The sequence below is a fragment of the Eubacterium xylanophilum ATCC 35991 genome, from assembly GCF_000518685.1.
GTDB classification, from domain to species: Bacteria; Bacillota; Clostridia; order Lachnospirales; family Lachnospiraceae; genus Eubacterium_F; species Eubacterium_F xylanophilum.
Map to the genome: position 1 here is coordinate 25,868 of NZ_KI912473.1, position 16,685 is coordinate 42,552.

Sequence of the window (16,685 nt, forward strand, 5' to 3'; positions counted from 1 at the left end):
AACAAAATAGAAAAATCGCAATAGGAAAATGCCCTTTTTCAAAAAGATGTCCGTTTTTTGCAGAAGAAATATGTTATAATGTAATTGGTGGATTACATTATTATACAGATTATATGTTTAAACCAAGTTATATCAACTATAGTATGTAAAAAACATAAGAATCATGGATTATGACTACATGTCATTGATTTACAGGAAAGCAGGTAAAACTATGCACAGAGAATTAAGAGTAATATTATTTATGTTATTATGCATTTTTTGCATGGACAGTGCTGATATAAATGCATCTATACAGCAAGGAGATAAAGAAATAACTCACATATACTTTGGCAATTACTGGCAAAGTGACGGCATTAAAAAAGAGCCAATAGAGTGGAGCGTTTATGGAATACATGAAAATTTGGCTTACTTGGAGTCATCAAAAATACTCGAATATATGGTTTACGATGACACATGGTGTGGGAAGTCTACTTGGGCGACATCTTCATGCAGACAGTGGCTTAATAATAGGTTTCTATATGATGCATTTGATGAAGATGAGAGAAACATAATAAATAGAGTGTTGCAAGACAAATACAGAAAGCAGGATTTAAGTACAGTATATTTATCTGGGGGCTTTGACTCTATTACGATAAAGGCAACCAACTATGCATTAAGAAAATATCCTGGGATTAGCCCATATGTTTACTGGATAACAAATGGCTGGATTCAATCAGAATGCAGAAAAACGGCATACTGTAACCCTTGGAATCCTGTTTCTCCACCAGGTGTTTTTGTGGGATATCGTAGCAAATATGAAGGATATAAAGGGAATACATTGACCATAAGAAATGAATTATTTGGAATAAGACCGGCTATATATATAGATATTTCAAAAGGTGGATGGAAGCCATCAAGATTCGAAAGAAAAAATCCTGAAACAAATAAAATTGAACACTATAAAATAGAGTATGCAGACAAGCAAGACGATGTTGGAGTTGAGACAATTGATTCGGAGTATATAAATCAAGCTAAAGAAGCTTTGGAAATGGAGATAGATGGGCGCTCCCTTGAATATAAAATAAAGAAACCAAGTGTAAAAATCACTAAAAAGTCACGAGCAAAAGCAATCATACGTTGGAAAACGGACGACTCGACTTCATATGATCTATGGTATTCGACCTCAAAGAAGTTTGCCAAAAAAAAGACCAAGAAGATTAAGCTAACCAAAACAAAATATATTATAAAGAAGCTTAAAAAGAAAAAGAAGTATTATGTGAAGGTAAGGGGAAAGTTGAAAGTGGATAGAATATCGGCTAATGGACGGTGGTCGAAGGTTAGGGTTTTTAAGCGCAAATAAAGCACTTAAATTAAGGAATGAGCGACAATGATATTTCTTGCCAGATGTTATCAATTATGATAGAATTAAAGGTACTATGTTTAGGCGAAATACAATACGATGCAAAGGAGATTATGGTATGTTTAGATTGACAAAAGAGACGACAATAGGTGAACTTTTGAGAGAGAAGCCGGAGATGGCGGATGTGCTTACGGGGATTGGTATGCATTGTTTGGGATGCCCATCTGCGCAAGGTGAGTCGCTTGAACAGGCGGCAGGTGTTCATGGGTTGGATGCGGATGATTTGATCGAGGATTTGAAAGGTTTTATGGAGGTAATGTAGCATATAGAGCTATGTTGGGGGAATATTTTCATGAAAAATACAGAGATAATTAAGACATATGGCGTGGATTATACGGAGATGACTATCAATGTGCTCGAGAAGGCGGAGCTCAAGGAGCGTATTTCCGACAAAGGTATGTGTGTGGGGATAAAGCCGAATCTTGTTTGCCCTACGCCGGCGGATTATGGAGCTACTACCCACCCGGAGGTTGTGGAGGGAATTGTTCTATATCTTAGGAAGTATGGGTTTGAGAATATCATAATTCTCGAGGGATCTTGGGTTGGAGATAAGACCGCGGATGCCTATGAGTATTGTGGATATAGAGCGCTTTGTGAGAAATATGGAATTGAGTTTGTTGACACGCAGAAAGATGGATTTCATTCCAAGGATTGCAAGGGATTGGAGTTGAACATTTGTGATGCCGTGGACAGAGTGGATTTTATGATAAATGTTCCGGTAATCAAGGGGCATTGTCAGACGAGAATTACATGTGCCCTTAAGAATATGAAGGGATTGATTCCAAATTCTGAGAAGAGGCATTTTCATGCTATGGGATTACACAAGCCTATAGGGCATCTTTCCTATGGGATAAGTCAGGATTTTATTGTGGTAGATCATATATGTGGAGACTTGGATTTTGAAGAGGGGGGCAATCCGGTGAAGACGGATTGTGTCATGGCTGCGGCTGATCCCGTGCTTCTGGATAGTTATGTTTGCAAGCTCTTAGGATACTCACTTGAGGACGTTCCATATATCGGTTATGCCAGAGATATGGGAAGTGGAAGCACTGACCTAGATGAACTGGTTATTTCCGTTATAAACAGTGACGGAGAGGTGATAAAGACGTTTAGGGGGAGTGAGCAAGATCCTTATGAAAGCGAGATTGTATCGGGAAAGAAGCTGTTGGAGGTCTCCTATGCTGTCGATGACTTTGATTCTTGCAGTGCCTGCTATGGGAATTTGGCGCCGGCCCTCTATAGATTGGAGCAGGAAGGGCTTTTGGAGAAATTGAATCAAAAGCTTGGATGCAAGATTGCCATTGGACAGGGCAATAGAGGAAAGACCGGAAAGATTGGTGTAGGTCAGTGCTGTAGGGGGTTTGAAGAGTATATGCCGGGATGTCCGCCGAGAGAAGATGATATTTACAATTGGCTCAAAAATATGATATAATTATTATATTAACGTGAGTTGTGTTCGATGTTTTGTCGGGCGCGGAGAAGGATGGTGACAGAAGATGAACAAGAAAGTTATTACACTTAACAGACAATATGGTAGTGGTGGACGTGAAATCGGAGAGAAATTGGCCAAGGAGTTGGGCGTGCCGTTTTACGACAATCAGATTATCTCTAGAGCTGCCAAGGAAAGTGGTTTTTCGGAGATGGCTTTTGAGTCGATGGAAGACAAGGCGTCTAACAGTCTTCTCTATTCGATTGCCATGGGCATGAATGTTTTTGGAAATCAGGATATGAGTTTTAATGGACTTTCACTCGATGACAGAATATTTCTCGCACAATCCAATGTTATTCGAAAAGTGGCCGAAGAGGGTGGTTGCGTGATTGTTGGTCGATGCGCGGATTATATTCTCAGGGATTATGATGATATTGTAAATGTCTTTGTAAGTGCCAATCTTGATTTTAGAATTAAGAGGTCTATTAAGGAGTACGACATTCCAGATGGCAAGGCCGGAGAGATTGTTGCCAAGAAGGATAAGAGTAGATCCAACTATTATCGCTATCATGTAGGTGAGAGATGGGAAGATCTTACTAATTATGACTTGGTGATAAGAAGTGATCTGGTTGGGATAGACCGCGCAGTTACGGTGCTTAAGACCTATATTGAGGGCATTGTTTAATCATATATAGAAAACTATATTATAAAGCATAGGCTATATATAATAATATACTTATAAAGTATATAATAATAAATGTATTAGACTTTCGAGCTTCTGTGTGTTAATATAATACACAGAGGCTTTTTAATGAGGTGGGGAATGTAGCAAAGATAGAAAAAAAATGATGGTTGTTCGGGCATGAGCACTGAACAAAGTAAGGAGAGAAGAGATGAAGAAAAGAATCTTATCTGCAGCACTTGTAGCAGCTATGGCTGTTTCTACTATTGTGACTGTCCCAGGGGTTGAGGCAGCAAAGAAGCCAAAACTCAGTAAGAAAAAAGTAACACTTAAGGTAGGCAAGAAGAAAGTTGTTAAGATTAAGAATGCAAAGAAAGCAAAGATTTCTAAGATTAAGTGGAAATCAAGCAAGAAAAAGATAGTATCAGTTAAGAAGAAAAGCAAGTACAGTGCTACATTGACTGCTAAGAAAAAAGGAAAAGCAGTTGTAACTTGTACATATAAGAAAGGCAAGAAAACTAAAAAGTTAAAGTGCAAAGTAATAGTTAAGGCTAATACAAAGAGTGTTGCGGATGCAAGTGCAACTCCAGAGGCAACAGCCGATGGTAGTGCAGCACCTGCTACAGCAAGTGCTGCAGCTGATTCTGCAGCACCAACTCAGACAGCAGCAGATAATTCTGCGGCACCTGCCAAGACAGACGCACCAGCGCAGGCATCTGCACCAGTTAAGACAACTGCACCGGTTAAGACGGATGCACCGGCAAAGACGGATGCACCGGCAAAGACAGATGCGCCAGCGAAGACAAGCGCACCGGTAGCGCCTACAGCAGTTCCTACAGCTAATGCAGGAGAGGTAAATGTTCCTTATTCAGCTAACGGATTTGTAAATGGTGTAGCTGGATTTGACAATTCAACTAATGGATTTTCCGGACGTGGTACAGCTCAGGTTGCAACTACAAACGGAGGTCATTTTGGTAACGGATTGGCAGTAACAGGAAGAACAGATACTTGGAATGGAGCTTCACTTGATGTATCAAGCACATTTGAAGCAGGAGAGGTTTATCTTGTTTCAGGTTGGATCAAGCATTCAGCAGGAGCACCGGCAGAGGTTAAGCTTTCAGCTGACGTTGATGGCGCTTCATGGCCTGTAATCGCCGATGTTGAGAATGCTGCTTCAGGTGAGTGGACATATCTTGAGGGAACATTTGAAGTTCCTGACTTCTCACAGCTTAGTATCTACTTCGAGGTTCCGGGAAGTGCAACAGCAGACTTTGTGATTGATGATGTAAAGATTGTTAAGACTAAGGCTGCATCTGCCACAACTCAGTACTCATTTGATAGTCTCAAAGAGGTTTACTCAGATTTGTTTGGCAATGTAGGTACATGTGTAAATTACAACGGATGGAAAGCCGGAAAGCAGCTTCAGACAAAGAGTACACTTGATGTAATTAAGTATGGATACAACAGTATCACACTTGAAGATGAGATGAAGCCAAGTTCTATCCTCGGTGGAGATTGGAATCATTCAACAATCTCTGTAGCAGAGGCAAAAAATCTTGGTTACTATATTCCTGACAATTATACAGAGACAACTGTTCCAAGATTAAATCTTGATACAGTTGATAAAGTTTTAGAAATATGTTATAGTAATGGTCTGAGAATGCGTGGCCACAACTTCATGTGGCATCAGCAGACACCAACCTGGTTCTTCTGCACAGGATACAATGGAAGTAACGTTGTATCAGAAGCTGTGATGGATGCCAGAATGGAATTCTATATCAAAACTGTTATGAAGCATGTTATGGACAAGGAAATCGCTTTATCAGGTAAGGCTGGTTCAATTGTCTATGCATGGGATGTTGTAAATGAGTATCTTCACCACACGAATGACCCAGCAAGTATTTCATGGGTAAATGTTTACGGTGAACAGGGTGTTACATGTAGCTATGCTAAGAAAGCTTTCGAATTTGCTTACGAAGAGCTCAAGGCATATAATGTAACTGACAAGGTAACACTTTTCTACAATGACTACAATACATATGATGAGGTTGATGATCTTATAGCATTCGTCAACTACATCAATGAAGGTGAAGAGGCTAAGATCTGCGGCGGTATCGGTATGCAGGCTCACCTTGATGTTCAGTATCCATCAGTAGGAAAGTTCAAAACTGCTCTTACTTCATTTATCGCTACTGGACTTGAGGTTCAGATTACTGAGCTTGATGTAACTACAACAGCTCAGAATCAAAACAAGACTGATGAGGATCAGGCTGCATATGTTAAGAACCTCATGGAGATGATTATATCAGTTCAGAAGAAGACAAATGGTATTACAGGTTTGACAGTTTGGGGTCTGTATGATTCAATTTCATGGAGAGCGAGTGATAAGCCATTGTTCTTCTCAGCTCTCAAGACACCTAAGGTATCATATCAAGCATTGATTGATGCGGTTAAGAATCCTTCAGGAGATTGGGAGAACAACTAATCAGAATGGAGTGAAACGATGTCAAAAGTTAGAACAAGATTTGCACCAAGTCCCACAGGACGCATGCATGTCGGTAATTTAAGGACGGCACTATACGAGTATCTTATTGCGAAGCACGAGGGAGGAGATTTTCTTCTCAGAATCGAGGATACTGACCAGAATAGATACGTAGAAGGAGCAACGGAGATTGTTTACAATACTCTCGCCAAGGCTGGTCTCATTCATGATGAGGGGCCGGATAAGGACAAAGGTTATGGACCATATGTACAGAGTGAGAGAGTTGCTACGGGGATGTACCTTGAGTATGCCAAGCAATTGGTAGAGAAGGGCGAAGCATACTACTGTTTCTGCGACAAGGAAAGACTAGAAGATCTTCACAAGGAGGCGGAGAAGAGAGGCGAAGTGGCCAAGTATGACAAGCACTGCCTTCAGCTGACCAAGGAAGAAGTTCAGGCCAAGCTTGATGCTGGAGTTCCTTATGTTATACGTCAAAATAATCCGACAGAGGGGCATACAGTGTTCAATGACATCTTATATGGAGACATTACCGTGCCTAATGAGGATCTGGATGATATGGTCCTCATTAAGGCAGACGGATATCCAACATATAACTTTGCCAATGTTATTGACGATCACCTCATGGAGATTACCCACGTGGTAAGAGGAAATGAGTATCTGTCAAGTGCGGCTAAGTACAACCGCCTCTATGAGGCATTTGGCTGGGATATTCCAATCTACATTCATTGTCCTATTATCACAGATGAGAACCACAAGAAGCTTGCTAAGCGCTCAGGTTCTTCATCATTTGAGGATTTGTTAGAGCAGGGATTTTTGCCGGAGGCCATCGTCAATTATATGGCGCTCTGCGGTTGGAGTCCTAACTCTGATCAGGAAATATTCACAATGGACGAGCTTATCAAGGAATTTGACTACACTAGAATTAGCAAATCTCCGGCTGTATTTGATATTGTTAAGCTCAAGTGGATGAACAGTGAGTATATCAAGAAGATGGACGACGAGACCTATTATGAGTATGCTCTCCCTGTAATAAAGGAAACTATTACCAAGGATTTGGATATCAAGAAGATTGCCGATTTGGTTAAGACAAGGATTGAAGTATTCCCTGATATTACAGAGAAGATTGACTTCTTCCAGGAGCTTCCTGAGTATGATATAGCTATGTATACTCACAAGAAGATGAAGACCAATTCAGAGAATTCTCTTGAGGTATTGAAGGAGATGCTTCCGCTGTTTGAGGCACTTGAGGATTACTCGATTCCGTCTATCGAGAAAGTTGCCATGGATTATGTCGCAGGCAAGGGCTGCAAGAATGGACAGGCTCTATGGCCACTTAGAACAGCTGTATCAGGCAAGCAGATGACACCGGGTGGTGCCTACGAGATAATGGAGATTCTCGGCAAAGAAGAATCTCTCCGCAGGATACGCATAGGAATAGAAAAATTAAGTTAAGATACATACGCTCCAACTGTGGGAATACCGTGGTTGGAGCTTATAATTGCTTGTAAGACATTAGAAAGGCATATAACATGGGGGTTAGACTGAGCAAAGAACAGAAAGCTGCTATCGAGCATGAAAATGGTCCGGCGATGATACTTGCGGGGCCAGGGACCGGCAAGACTACAGTGATAACTAACAGAGTAAAAAATCTAATATTTAAAAAGGGTGTTCCACCTGAAAAAATTCTTGTGGTCACTTTCTCAAAGGCTGCATCTGTTGAGATGCGTGAGCGGTTTGAGTCTATTACAGAGGGAAAAATGTTGCCCGTGCGCTTCGGAACATTTCATTCTCTTTTTTTTCATATTCTGAGGGGCGCATATGGCCTCACAGCTAAGAATATTATCAGCGCCAAGCTCAAGTATAGATTTTTGGAAGAGGCGATTATAAGTGCCAGATATGACGATGTAGAGGACAAAGGTGAGTTCATAGAGAATATAGAAAGAGAGATAGGAAAGATCAAAGGCGAGGGGATTGACATAAATATGTATTATTCGACCTCGTGTCCGGAGTCTGTATTTCGGAAGATTTTCAAGACATATCAAGAAAAACTTAGAAAAAATAGATATATTGATTTTGATGACATGATTAGCTATACTCATGCACTTTTTGTAGCGCGCGCTGATATTTTAGATAAATGGCGTGAGATGTTTGACTACATATTGGTGGACGAATTTCAAGATATTAACAAGCTACAATATGAGAATCTAAGGATGCTTGCGGCACCAAAAAACAATCTATTTATTGTCGGAGATGACGATCAATCAATATATGGTTTTAGGGGAGCCAGACCTGATATAATGTTGTCTTTTCCAGAGGAATATCCGGGGCTTACTAGGGTTTCTATTGGAGATAATTACAGGTGTACGGAGCAGATTCTTGGCACAGCAGTAAATCTAATTACTCACAATAAAACTCGATTTGAAAAGAATATTGTGGCTAAGAAGGGAAAGGGAAAAGCTGTTGTTGTGGCCAATTATCCCAATGTATTTGTGCAAGCGGATGAAATAATAGAGAAGATAAGAGATTATATGGAGAAGGGGACGCCTATAGATGAGTTCGCAGTGCTTTTTAGGACGTCTAGGCAGATGAATATAATTGCCAGAAAACTCATGGAGTATAATATTGACTTTGTCATGAAAGACAGAGTGCAGAATATTTTCGAACATTGGGTGGCAAAAGATTTGATTGCTTATGTCAAGATTGCCCTGGGAGATCGCAGTCGAGACTTGTTTTTGAAAGTAGTCAATAAGCCTAAGAGGTATATAAGTCGCGATGCAATCAAGAAATCAGAAGTGGTATTTGGCGAGTTATATAATTACTATAGAGATAAGCCCTATATGTGCGATAGAATCAATGAGATGCAAAATGACATTTTTAATATGAAGCAATTGGCTCCTTATGCGGCGATCGACTACATATATAATATAATAGGATATAAGGACTATCTGAAGGAGTTTTGCCAAGAGCGAGGAATTGATTCCAAGGATTTTATGGATTTGGTAGAAGAGATACGCGAGGATGCTTCTGATATTCCAACCTTGGAGGATTGGCTTGTGCACATCGAGGAGTATGGTGAGGAGATGGAGCGAAGAGCTAACGAAAAAAAGGAAGAAGAGCAGAGTGGCGTGGCGCTTATGACTATGCATGCCTCGAAGGGGCTGGAGTTTGACGTGGTATTTTTGCCTGATATCAACGAAGGGGTGGTTCCCTCATCTAAGTCTACGACGGAAGAGAGTGAGGAGGAAGAACGAAGATTGATGTATGTTGCAATGACGCGTGCAAGGAAGAACCTTCACATATCCTATGTGACAAAGCGGAATGGAAGGGATGCCTCTCCGAGCATTTTTCTCGAAGAAATCAAGCAACCATCGAATATACAGAGTATTAACGAATAAAGTCATAAATGTTAATAATGTGTTAAGTTTATATGAACTTAAAGTCTCCTGACTTGACATATTTCGCATTCTAGTGTATAATATATACCGTGAGAAAGTAATGTGTGATTGGTGGACAATCAAATTTTGTAACATTGGTCGTGTAGTACTTGCAGGGCCGGTGTTTTGGAAAAGGAGGCTGGCACTATGAATGTATTGAGAAGAGTTGTGTGTATTATTATTGCGTTTGCCGTAGCATTTGCCGCTACATCTGTTAACTCAGATGCAGCAAAACTTAAGTTCAGAACCTACAAGAACAATAGGTACAATTACAAAGTTAAAGTTCCTACATCTCTCACCAGTCAGTCATCATATAGTAATGATGATGGCGTTATCTTGAAGACTGCAGATGGTAGAGTTCGGGCGACAGTATATGCATCTTATAAGGTTAACAAGAAGTCTGCAAAGGCAATAGTTAATACCGCTAAGAAAAGTAAGAAAGCCAAAGTGCTTAAAGCAACTAAGAGCGAGGGCTTGTACTACTACAAGTCAGGAGGCAGTATTGTGGAGACAGGAGTGGTCGTTATTAAAAATGGTCTGATCCAGTTCCAGATGTGTTTCCCAAGCTCTATGAAAGGCAATTATATGAAAGCAGCTAAGACTATGCTTTCTTCTATGAAGAAGAACAAGAAGTTAGTTGCACAGTAAGGGGTTTTATTCCGACTGGACACGCTAGGGAAAGTATGAAAAATCAACTAAATTAATATCAATAGGTGCCGTTAGGCGCCTATTGTTATGTAAAGGTATTTTGCATGCAGGTGAGCAAGATACTTGGCAGAATATTTCACCTGAAGAAAGGTTGACACATGGAAACAAAGAAAATAATCGAAGATGGAAGAGCGTTTCTGGGGATTGAATTTGGATCTACGAGGATAAAGGCGATTTTGATTGGTGCGGACAACGAGCCGATAGCTCAGGGGGGGCACGAATGGGAGAATAGGCTTGTAGACGGCGTATGGACATATACATTGGATGATATTTGGGGCGGATTGAGGTCCTGTTACGCTGAACTCAAGAAAGATGTTATGGATCGATATGGCGTGAAGTTGACCAAAGTTGGTGCTATGGGCTTTAGTGCTATGATGCACGGTTACCTGGCATTTGACGCAGAGGATAATCTCTTGGTTCCATTCCGAACATGGAGAAATACTATGACGGCTGAGGCTTCTGCAGAACTCACTAAACTTTTTGGTTTCAATATTCCGCAGCGCTGGAGTATAGCTCATTTGTACCAGGCAATATTAAATGGTGAGGAACATTTGGACAAGATAAGTTATCAAACTACTTTGGCGGGTTATGTTCACTGGAAATTAACAGGTCAGAAGGTCCTTGGAATTGGCGAGGCAGCAGGAATGTTCCCGATAGACAGCAAGACGTTTGACTTTGATGAGGATATGATTGCTAAGTTTGATGAATTAGCAGCTTCAAAGGGATTTAATCAAAAGTTGCGGGATATTTTCCCTGGAGTTTTGTTGGCGGGAGAGAGCGCTGGATTTCTTACGGAAGAGGGAGCAAAGCTGATTGATCCAGATGGTGATCTCGAAGCCGGGATTCCTCTATGCCCACCGGAGGGTGATGCCGGAACGGGTATGGTTGCTACAAATAGTGTAAAGGTTAGGACTGGTAATGTGTCTGCCGGAACTAGCGTATTTGCCATGATAGTAATGGAAGATATTCTGTCAAAGTGCTATGAGGAAATAGATATGGTGACAACACCTGCTGGTATGCCGGTTGCCATGGTTCATTGCAACAATTGTACATCGGATCTCAATGCATGGGTAGGACTTTTCAAGGAGTTTGCCGACGCTATGGGAATGGATGCTGACATGGATAAGATTTACGGAACTCTATATAATAGAGCGCTTGAGGGAGACGCCGACGGCGGCGGAATCCTTGCATATAATTACTTCTCCGGCGAACATATTACCGGTTTTTCAGAAGGACGTCCTATGGTTGTCAGAAGACCTGATTCAAAGTTTAATCTAGCTAATTTTATGCGAGTAAACTTGTTTACTGCCCTCGGTGCGTTGAAGGTTGGACTTGATATTTTATTAAAAAATGAAAATGTTCAGATAGATAAGATTTACGGCCATGGTGGTCTCTTCAAAACCGAAGGTGTTGGACAGAGAATCCTTGCTGCAGCTATCAATTCACCGGTGTCTGTAATGGCAACTGCCGGTGAAGGCGGAGCTTGGGGCATGGCGCTTTTGGCAGCATTTATGATGGAAAGTGGAATGAGCTTAGATGAATTCCTTGAAAATAAAGTTTTCAAAGGGGCAGAAGGTAAAGAAATGTCACCGGTTGAAAGCGATGTAATAGGATTTGATAAGTTTATAGAGCTTTATAAGAAAGGTCTTGCGATTGAGGCTGAAGCAGTTAAGACGATGTAATAGTAAATAATTAATCATATATTGGACCCCGGTTTACTTGGTGTAAGTCGGGGTCTAATATTGGAATCGCATACTGCTTGTAAGACAATTATTATAATAAGTTCAGACAGAAACCATGAATATTATTGCTATTGACAAAGAAAAAATTCCATGTTATAATAAATACCGTTACAGTAATAAGACTTGTATTATGAAATACACTATTATCAAGTCAAAATATTTTTTTTAGGAGGATAAAAAGTGAAAGGGAAGAAGAAACTTAATACTATTAAAGTGCGCGCTATTTCGGGTGCTTTGTCGATGTCTATTATTGCATCTGCATTGTCATTTGGAGGAGCGTCTGTGAGCAATGGAAGGAATTATTCAGAAGTAAAAGTTGCAGTAAAGGAAAGTAATACAAAAAATGTATTAACTGAAAATTCAACTATTTATAATCTTGGAAATGGAAAGCACAAGGCTGTATTATATGGAACGGATGTAAGATACAAGGACGAATCCGGAAATTGGATAGACTATGATACAAGTATTAAAAAAATGCCGGTGGAAGATGCACAGGATGGATATGTTTATGAGGTTGCTAATACAGATAAAGATGTATCATTTCCGAGAGAATTATCAAAAGAATCACCTGTAATAACTGAATATGATGAATATAAAGCAGGTCTTGCATACAAGAAGAATGATCAAAGTGATCAAGAGATTCAGGTTGAGACGAGTAAAATATCAGGTAAGAATAAGAAAACTGGTATTTCATATTTGAAAGTAGATGAAGATGTAAACCTGACTTATACACCAACTAATAAAGGCGTAAAAGAAGATATTGTACTTGTAGAAAAACCAGATCAGAATTCATATAAATTTTCGGCAAGCTTTGAGAATTGTGGTATAATAACTTTGGATGATATGAAGAAAGATAATGTCAGCCTCAAAAAGAACTATAAAGCATCAGATGGAGAAAGTTTATATATATACGACTTTGCCGAAGAAAAAGTTGTTGGAGAAATCCCTGCAGCATATATGATGGATGCCAAAGGAAACTATAGTGAGAAATGTAATTATACATTTAAGCTTGATGAAAGTAGTGGAGGTAAGTATAATTATACACTTGCAGTAGTTGTAGATGATAGTTTCTTGAAGTCAAAGAAGACTACATATCCAGTAAAGATTGATCCAACCATTTCATGGGATGAGTCAAATGCATATAAGTGTGATTCAGCTTATGTGTCAAAAGCATATCCAGAAAAAACATATAAGGGATCTAATCTTAATATTATGTGCGTTGGAGGTCGCGAAAAAGCTGAAGACCAGTGCACCGCATTCTTGCGTTTTGGTGGTTTGAATGGTCCTGTTACAGGAAAATATATTGATAAAGTCAAGTTGACAATTAAAACGGTAGATTCATCGAAAAATATGGGAGTTGATATCTATAACCTGACATCAAGTTTTTCGCCAACAAGTGTAAGGTATAGCAATCAGCCTAAGAGTGAGGATGTTCCTTTAGCTCACATAGAGACTTCTAAAGCAAGTGAGAAAATAGAAGTAAATCTTGATAATGAACAGATATACGAGAGAACGAGAAATGACGAGAGTATATATGGATTCAAATTTGCAGCAAGTGATCCAGAAACTTCAAAAAAGATGTGGATGTTCAGCACTCTTGCATATAATAAATCCAATATACCGAAGCTTGAAGTAGAGTATTATGATATAAATTACTCTGCCACACCAGAATTGCTATATTCAGGTACTTGTTCTGATTATTCATGGGCAGATGAGGAGCAGGATGGAAAGACTTGTGGAGACATTCATTCAAAAGTCGCTCTAACTGGTGTAAGAATGAAATCAAAGACAAATGGATATTCCTTTGCCGGAATTAAATATAGAGTTTATAATGAAGGAATAGGTTGGTCAGAATGGGCTAATGATAATGAATATCGAGGTCATTCAAGCCGAAAAATAAAAGCTATTCAAGCTGAAATATATGATAGTGTAGGAAGCAATAATAAAAGTAATGGTTATTCAGTATACTATCGAACATACTCGACAAAAAGAGGTTGGCTTGGATGGGCAAGCGATGGTGAGGAGTCTGGAGATTATGAGGATGACAGCAGTATAACAGGGATCCAAGCTGTGATAGTTCCCAAAATAAAGACTAGATACTTGTATAAAAGCGAAATGTCATATATGACAGATGTGTTAAAGGGAGGTGAAACATTTAAAAGTGTAGATTCACACAATCCAATTGTTGATATGAAGGTTGAGACATCAAAGGATAACTATAAAAAAGCCGCGGAAATAATAACGACAAACATATATGATAACAATGTTCAGTCAGAATACTCAAGTAATCCTTTGAAGGGTTCATCTAAGCTAGTTGCAATTGATGACCGAAAGTTGAAAAGCTATGAAGTTCATTTCGCTGATGTAAATGCGAGAGCAAAGTACTCTATCTTGCATTATGCATTAGAGCGAGATGCTGATAAAGACTCAGAGTGGAAGAAGAATACTGAGGAGTCAAAAGATTACTCTGGAAATACAATATGTATGGCTGCAGTTGATGTTAAGCCTGCATCATATGATAGAAACACGAGGAAGTGTGTGACTAAAGAGTTTAGTCCTACACAAGATGGATATTCCTTTGTAAATATTGGGAGCAGTTTTAATTACCCTGAAGGCTATAAGATAGAGAAAGAAAAGTATGTTGCTTTGTTCGGGGACAAATTGGGAACGCAAATATATAAAAGCGAGACATGGGAAGGATCTTGCTTTGGAATGAGTATTGCAGCAGTTTTCTTTAGAAATGGAATATATGATATAAAAAGACTTACATCAGGGGTGGATAGAAATACAGATTATTGCTATGGTATAACAGATTCTTCCACTAGAGTGGATAGTCGATTGAGAGATTTGATAGAATATTTGATGATTTCACAGGCATTGTTGTCGGAAGAGTATCCATCTGTGGCAAGTGATAAGAACAGATGGGATGATAGATGGCACGATGACTTTATGAAAACTTTTAAAAATCCCAAGGGGTTAGCAGACATACTTATGAAAGAAGATGTAAACAGATATATAATGTACGTAACTGGACATGTTGTTGTACCTATATCAATAAATAAAAAGAATGATACTTTATATGAAATAAAACTTTATGATCCTAATAAACCTGGTCAAGAATCTTATGCGACGGTAAAAAAAGAATCTGGATTATGGAAATTTAGATATGATTCTTATGATGATGCTAATTTATTAGACGTGGTTAGTTTCTATAAAAAAAGACGTAAGCTGTATGATTTGATTTACGATAATTCGGTTAACATGTCATATAATTCATATTTGGATTTAAATGAGGAATATAAGAATATGTTAATTGCAGATGCAGAAGTTGAGGTAATAAATGATGATGGTAACAGGGTTTATAGTGAAGAAGAATATTTGAGATATTATAGTTCAGATTCGTCTGTCAATCACTATGCGACTACATCTGGAACATATAAATTGACTAATAGTAGCAATAAAGATTCTATACATGTTATTAAACCGAATGGAGAAAGAATAACTTTAAAAGCTAAAGAAAGTACCAGAATAGAAATTAAGTAGGAGGAATCAGAATGATGGCAATTAATAGTATTAATAAAAGAAGAATAGCGGTTATAATTATGCTGACTTTGTTTTGTGGAATTATACAGAGAGATACAGTATTGCAAGCTCGGACTGTATCTCTAACATCAACTAAAAAAATTGTGAATGTTGGAAGAAGCTTAAAAATCCGTCTCAAAGGAGCAAATAAAAAACAACTTAAGAAAGCCAAATGGTCAGTTAAATCAGGCAAGAAGTGCATAAAAATCAAGGTATCTAAGTCAAAAGCATCAATAAAAGTGACAGGTAAGAAGACAGGAAAAGCTAAGGTTTTGTGCAAGGTTGCAGGCAAGAAGTTGGTATGTAAGATTACTGTGAAGGCAGTAAAGAACAAACAAAACAAACCAGCTGTAACAGTCACAACACCTGTGAACAAAGCAACTCCTGTGCCAGCGGCAACTTTGGCGCCTACACCCCAAGCAACGATAATGCCAGTGGAATCTGAGCGTCCAACACACATCCCAACAGAGGATAAGTTGATGGCAGAGCCAGCGAAATGCACAGAATTACCTAGAATGGACGAAAATGGTGGAGCTATAGAAAGAGCAGAAGGATACGATGCATATTATTTTTACGGTACAAACGTGTTACGATTTGACATTGAAACATTGACATACTCATCTGTTATTGATGTGCCGGAGGATGCTATTAATCAATTTGATGTATCTGAAAAACAGAATAAAAGTGTTATTGCATGGTATACAGATAGGGATGGTAATAACAAATATGAAATGACTATAGCTCAGACAGGAGGAGTAATAGCGAACGAGGATTCATCATATTTGTGTTGTGGCTTGTCGGATGTGAGAGGATTTGAGAATTTGTATACGGAAAAGATGAAAAATCTTACCAGAGCATTTTATCAGTATATTCCGACTAGGAGTCCTGAAAATGAAGTGCTCGATTTGGGAGATTATTTTGACACATCCGGAGTGGAAATATTTGACGGCATGTTTGAAAGAGTGAGCACAATTTTTAGAAGACTTGAAATACGTCTTGGTAAGCGATTTAGTGTCCAAAGTGCTAAGTCATCAGATGGCATATGTTATCATGGCGGATATAATTATATTGAGAAGTTTATTGCACCAAACCGAGAGGTTGCAGATTGGTTTTTGAAAAACCAGCTAAGTTATTCTGTCGTTGTTGAAGAATAAGTTTTGCACAAATTAGTGCCATATCACAAGCAATGTTATAAAGGTAAATGCG

The 16,685-nt window shown here is 39.0% G+C and carries 11 protein-coding genes; all 11 read left to right on the forward strand.

All coding sequences use genetic code 11. From position 1 onward, the window contains the following. The first annotated feature begins 163 nt into the window (after positions 1–163). The 11 genes from L877_RS0110290 to L877_RS0110340 all read left to right on the forward strand — a co-directional run bounded on the left by L877_RS0110290 (position 164) and on the right by L877_RS0110340 (position 16,633). Complete coding sequence (locus L877_RS0110290; protein WP_207637261.1) at positions 164–1,339, forward strand: DUF6273 domain-containing protein; 1,176 nt, start codon at positions 164–166, stop codon at positions 1,337–1,339. 118 nt (positions 1,340–1,457) lie between these two features. Beyond that, positions 1,458–1,661, forward strand: coding sequence for a DUF1858 domain-containing protein (locus L877_RS0110295; RefSeq protein ID WP_026835999.1), 204 nt, complete (start codon positions 1,458–1,460; stop codon positions 1,659–1,661). A gap of 30 nt (positions 1,662–1,691) precedes the next feature. Next, positions 1,692–2,831: a DUF362 domain-containing protein gene (locus L877_RS0110300; RefSeq protein ID WP_026836000.1), complete on the forward strand. Its 1,140-nt coding sequence runs from the start codon at positions 1,692–1,694 to the stop codon at positions 2,829–2,831. A 64-nt stretch (positions 2,832–2,895) separates the two neighbouring features. Next, complete coding sequence (locus tag L877_RS0110305; RefSeq protein ID WP_026836001.1) at positions 2,896–3,513, forward strand: cytidylate kinase-like family protein; 618 nt, start codon at positions 2,896–2,898, stop codon at positions 3,511–3,513. A gap of 208 nt (positions 3,514–3,721) precedes the next feature. Beyond that, the gene (locus tag L877_RS13685) at positions 3,722–5,995 is read left to right on the forward strand and encodes an endo-1,4-beta-xylanase (protein WP_051437823.1); all 2,274 of its coding nucleotides are present in this window, start codon (positions 3,722–3,724) and stop codon (positions 5,993–5,995) included. A gap of 18 nt (positions 5,996–6,013) precedes the next feature. Then, the gene (gene gltX / locus L877_RS0110315) at positions 6,014–7,465 is read left to right on the forward strand and encodes a glutamate--tRNA ligase (RefSeq protein WP_026836002.1); all 1,452 of its coding nucleotides are present in this window, start codon (positions 6,014–6,016) and stop codon (positions 7,463–7,465) included. A 77-nt stretch (positions 7,466–7,542) separates the two neighbouring features. Then, positions 7,543–9,408 (forward strand): ATP-dependent helicase, encoded by a 1,866-nt coding sequence (locus tag L877_RS0110320; RefSeq protein WP_026836003.1) that lies wholly within the window; start codon positions 7,543–7,545, stop codon positions 9,406–9,408. A 186-nt stretch (positions 9,409–9,594) separates the two neighbouring features. Beyond that, complete coding sequence (locus L877_RS0110325; protein WP_026836004.1) at positions 9,595–10,095, forward strand: hypothetical protein; 501 nt, start codon at positions 9,595–9,597, stop codon at positions 10,093–10,095. A gap of 158 nt (positions 10,096–10,253) precedes the next feature. Beyond that, positions 10,254–11,837, forward strand: a complete 1,584-nt coding sequence (locus tag L877_RS0110330; RefSeq protein ID WP_026836005.1) for a xylulokinase — start codon at positions 10,254–10,256, stop codon at positions 11,835–11,837. Positions 11,838–12,077: 240 nt separating this feature from the next. Beyond that, positions 12,078–15,440 (forward strand): DNRLRE domain-containing protein, encoded by a 3,363-nt coding sequence (locus tag L877_RS0110335; RefSeq protein ID WP_026836006.1) that lies wholly within the window; start codon positions 12,078–12,080, stop codon positions 15,438–15,440. 11 nt (positions 15,441–15,451) lie between these two features. Further along, positions 15,452–16,633, forward strand: coding sequence for a hypothetical protein (locus L877_RS0110340; RefSeq protein WP_026836007.1), 1,182 nt, complete (start codon positions 15,452–15,454; stop codon positions 16,631–16,633). Positions 16,634–16,685 lie beyond the last annotated feature (52 nt).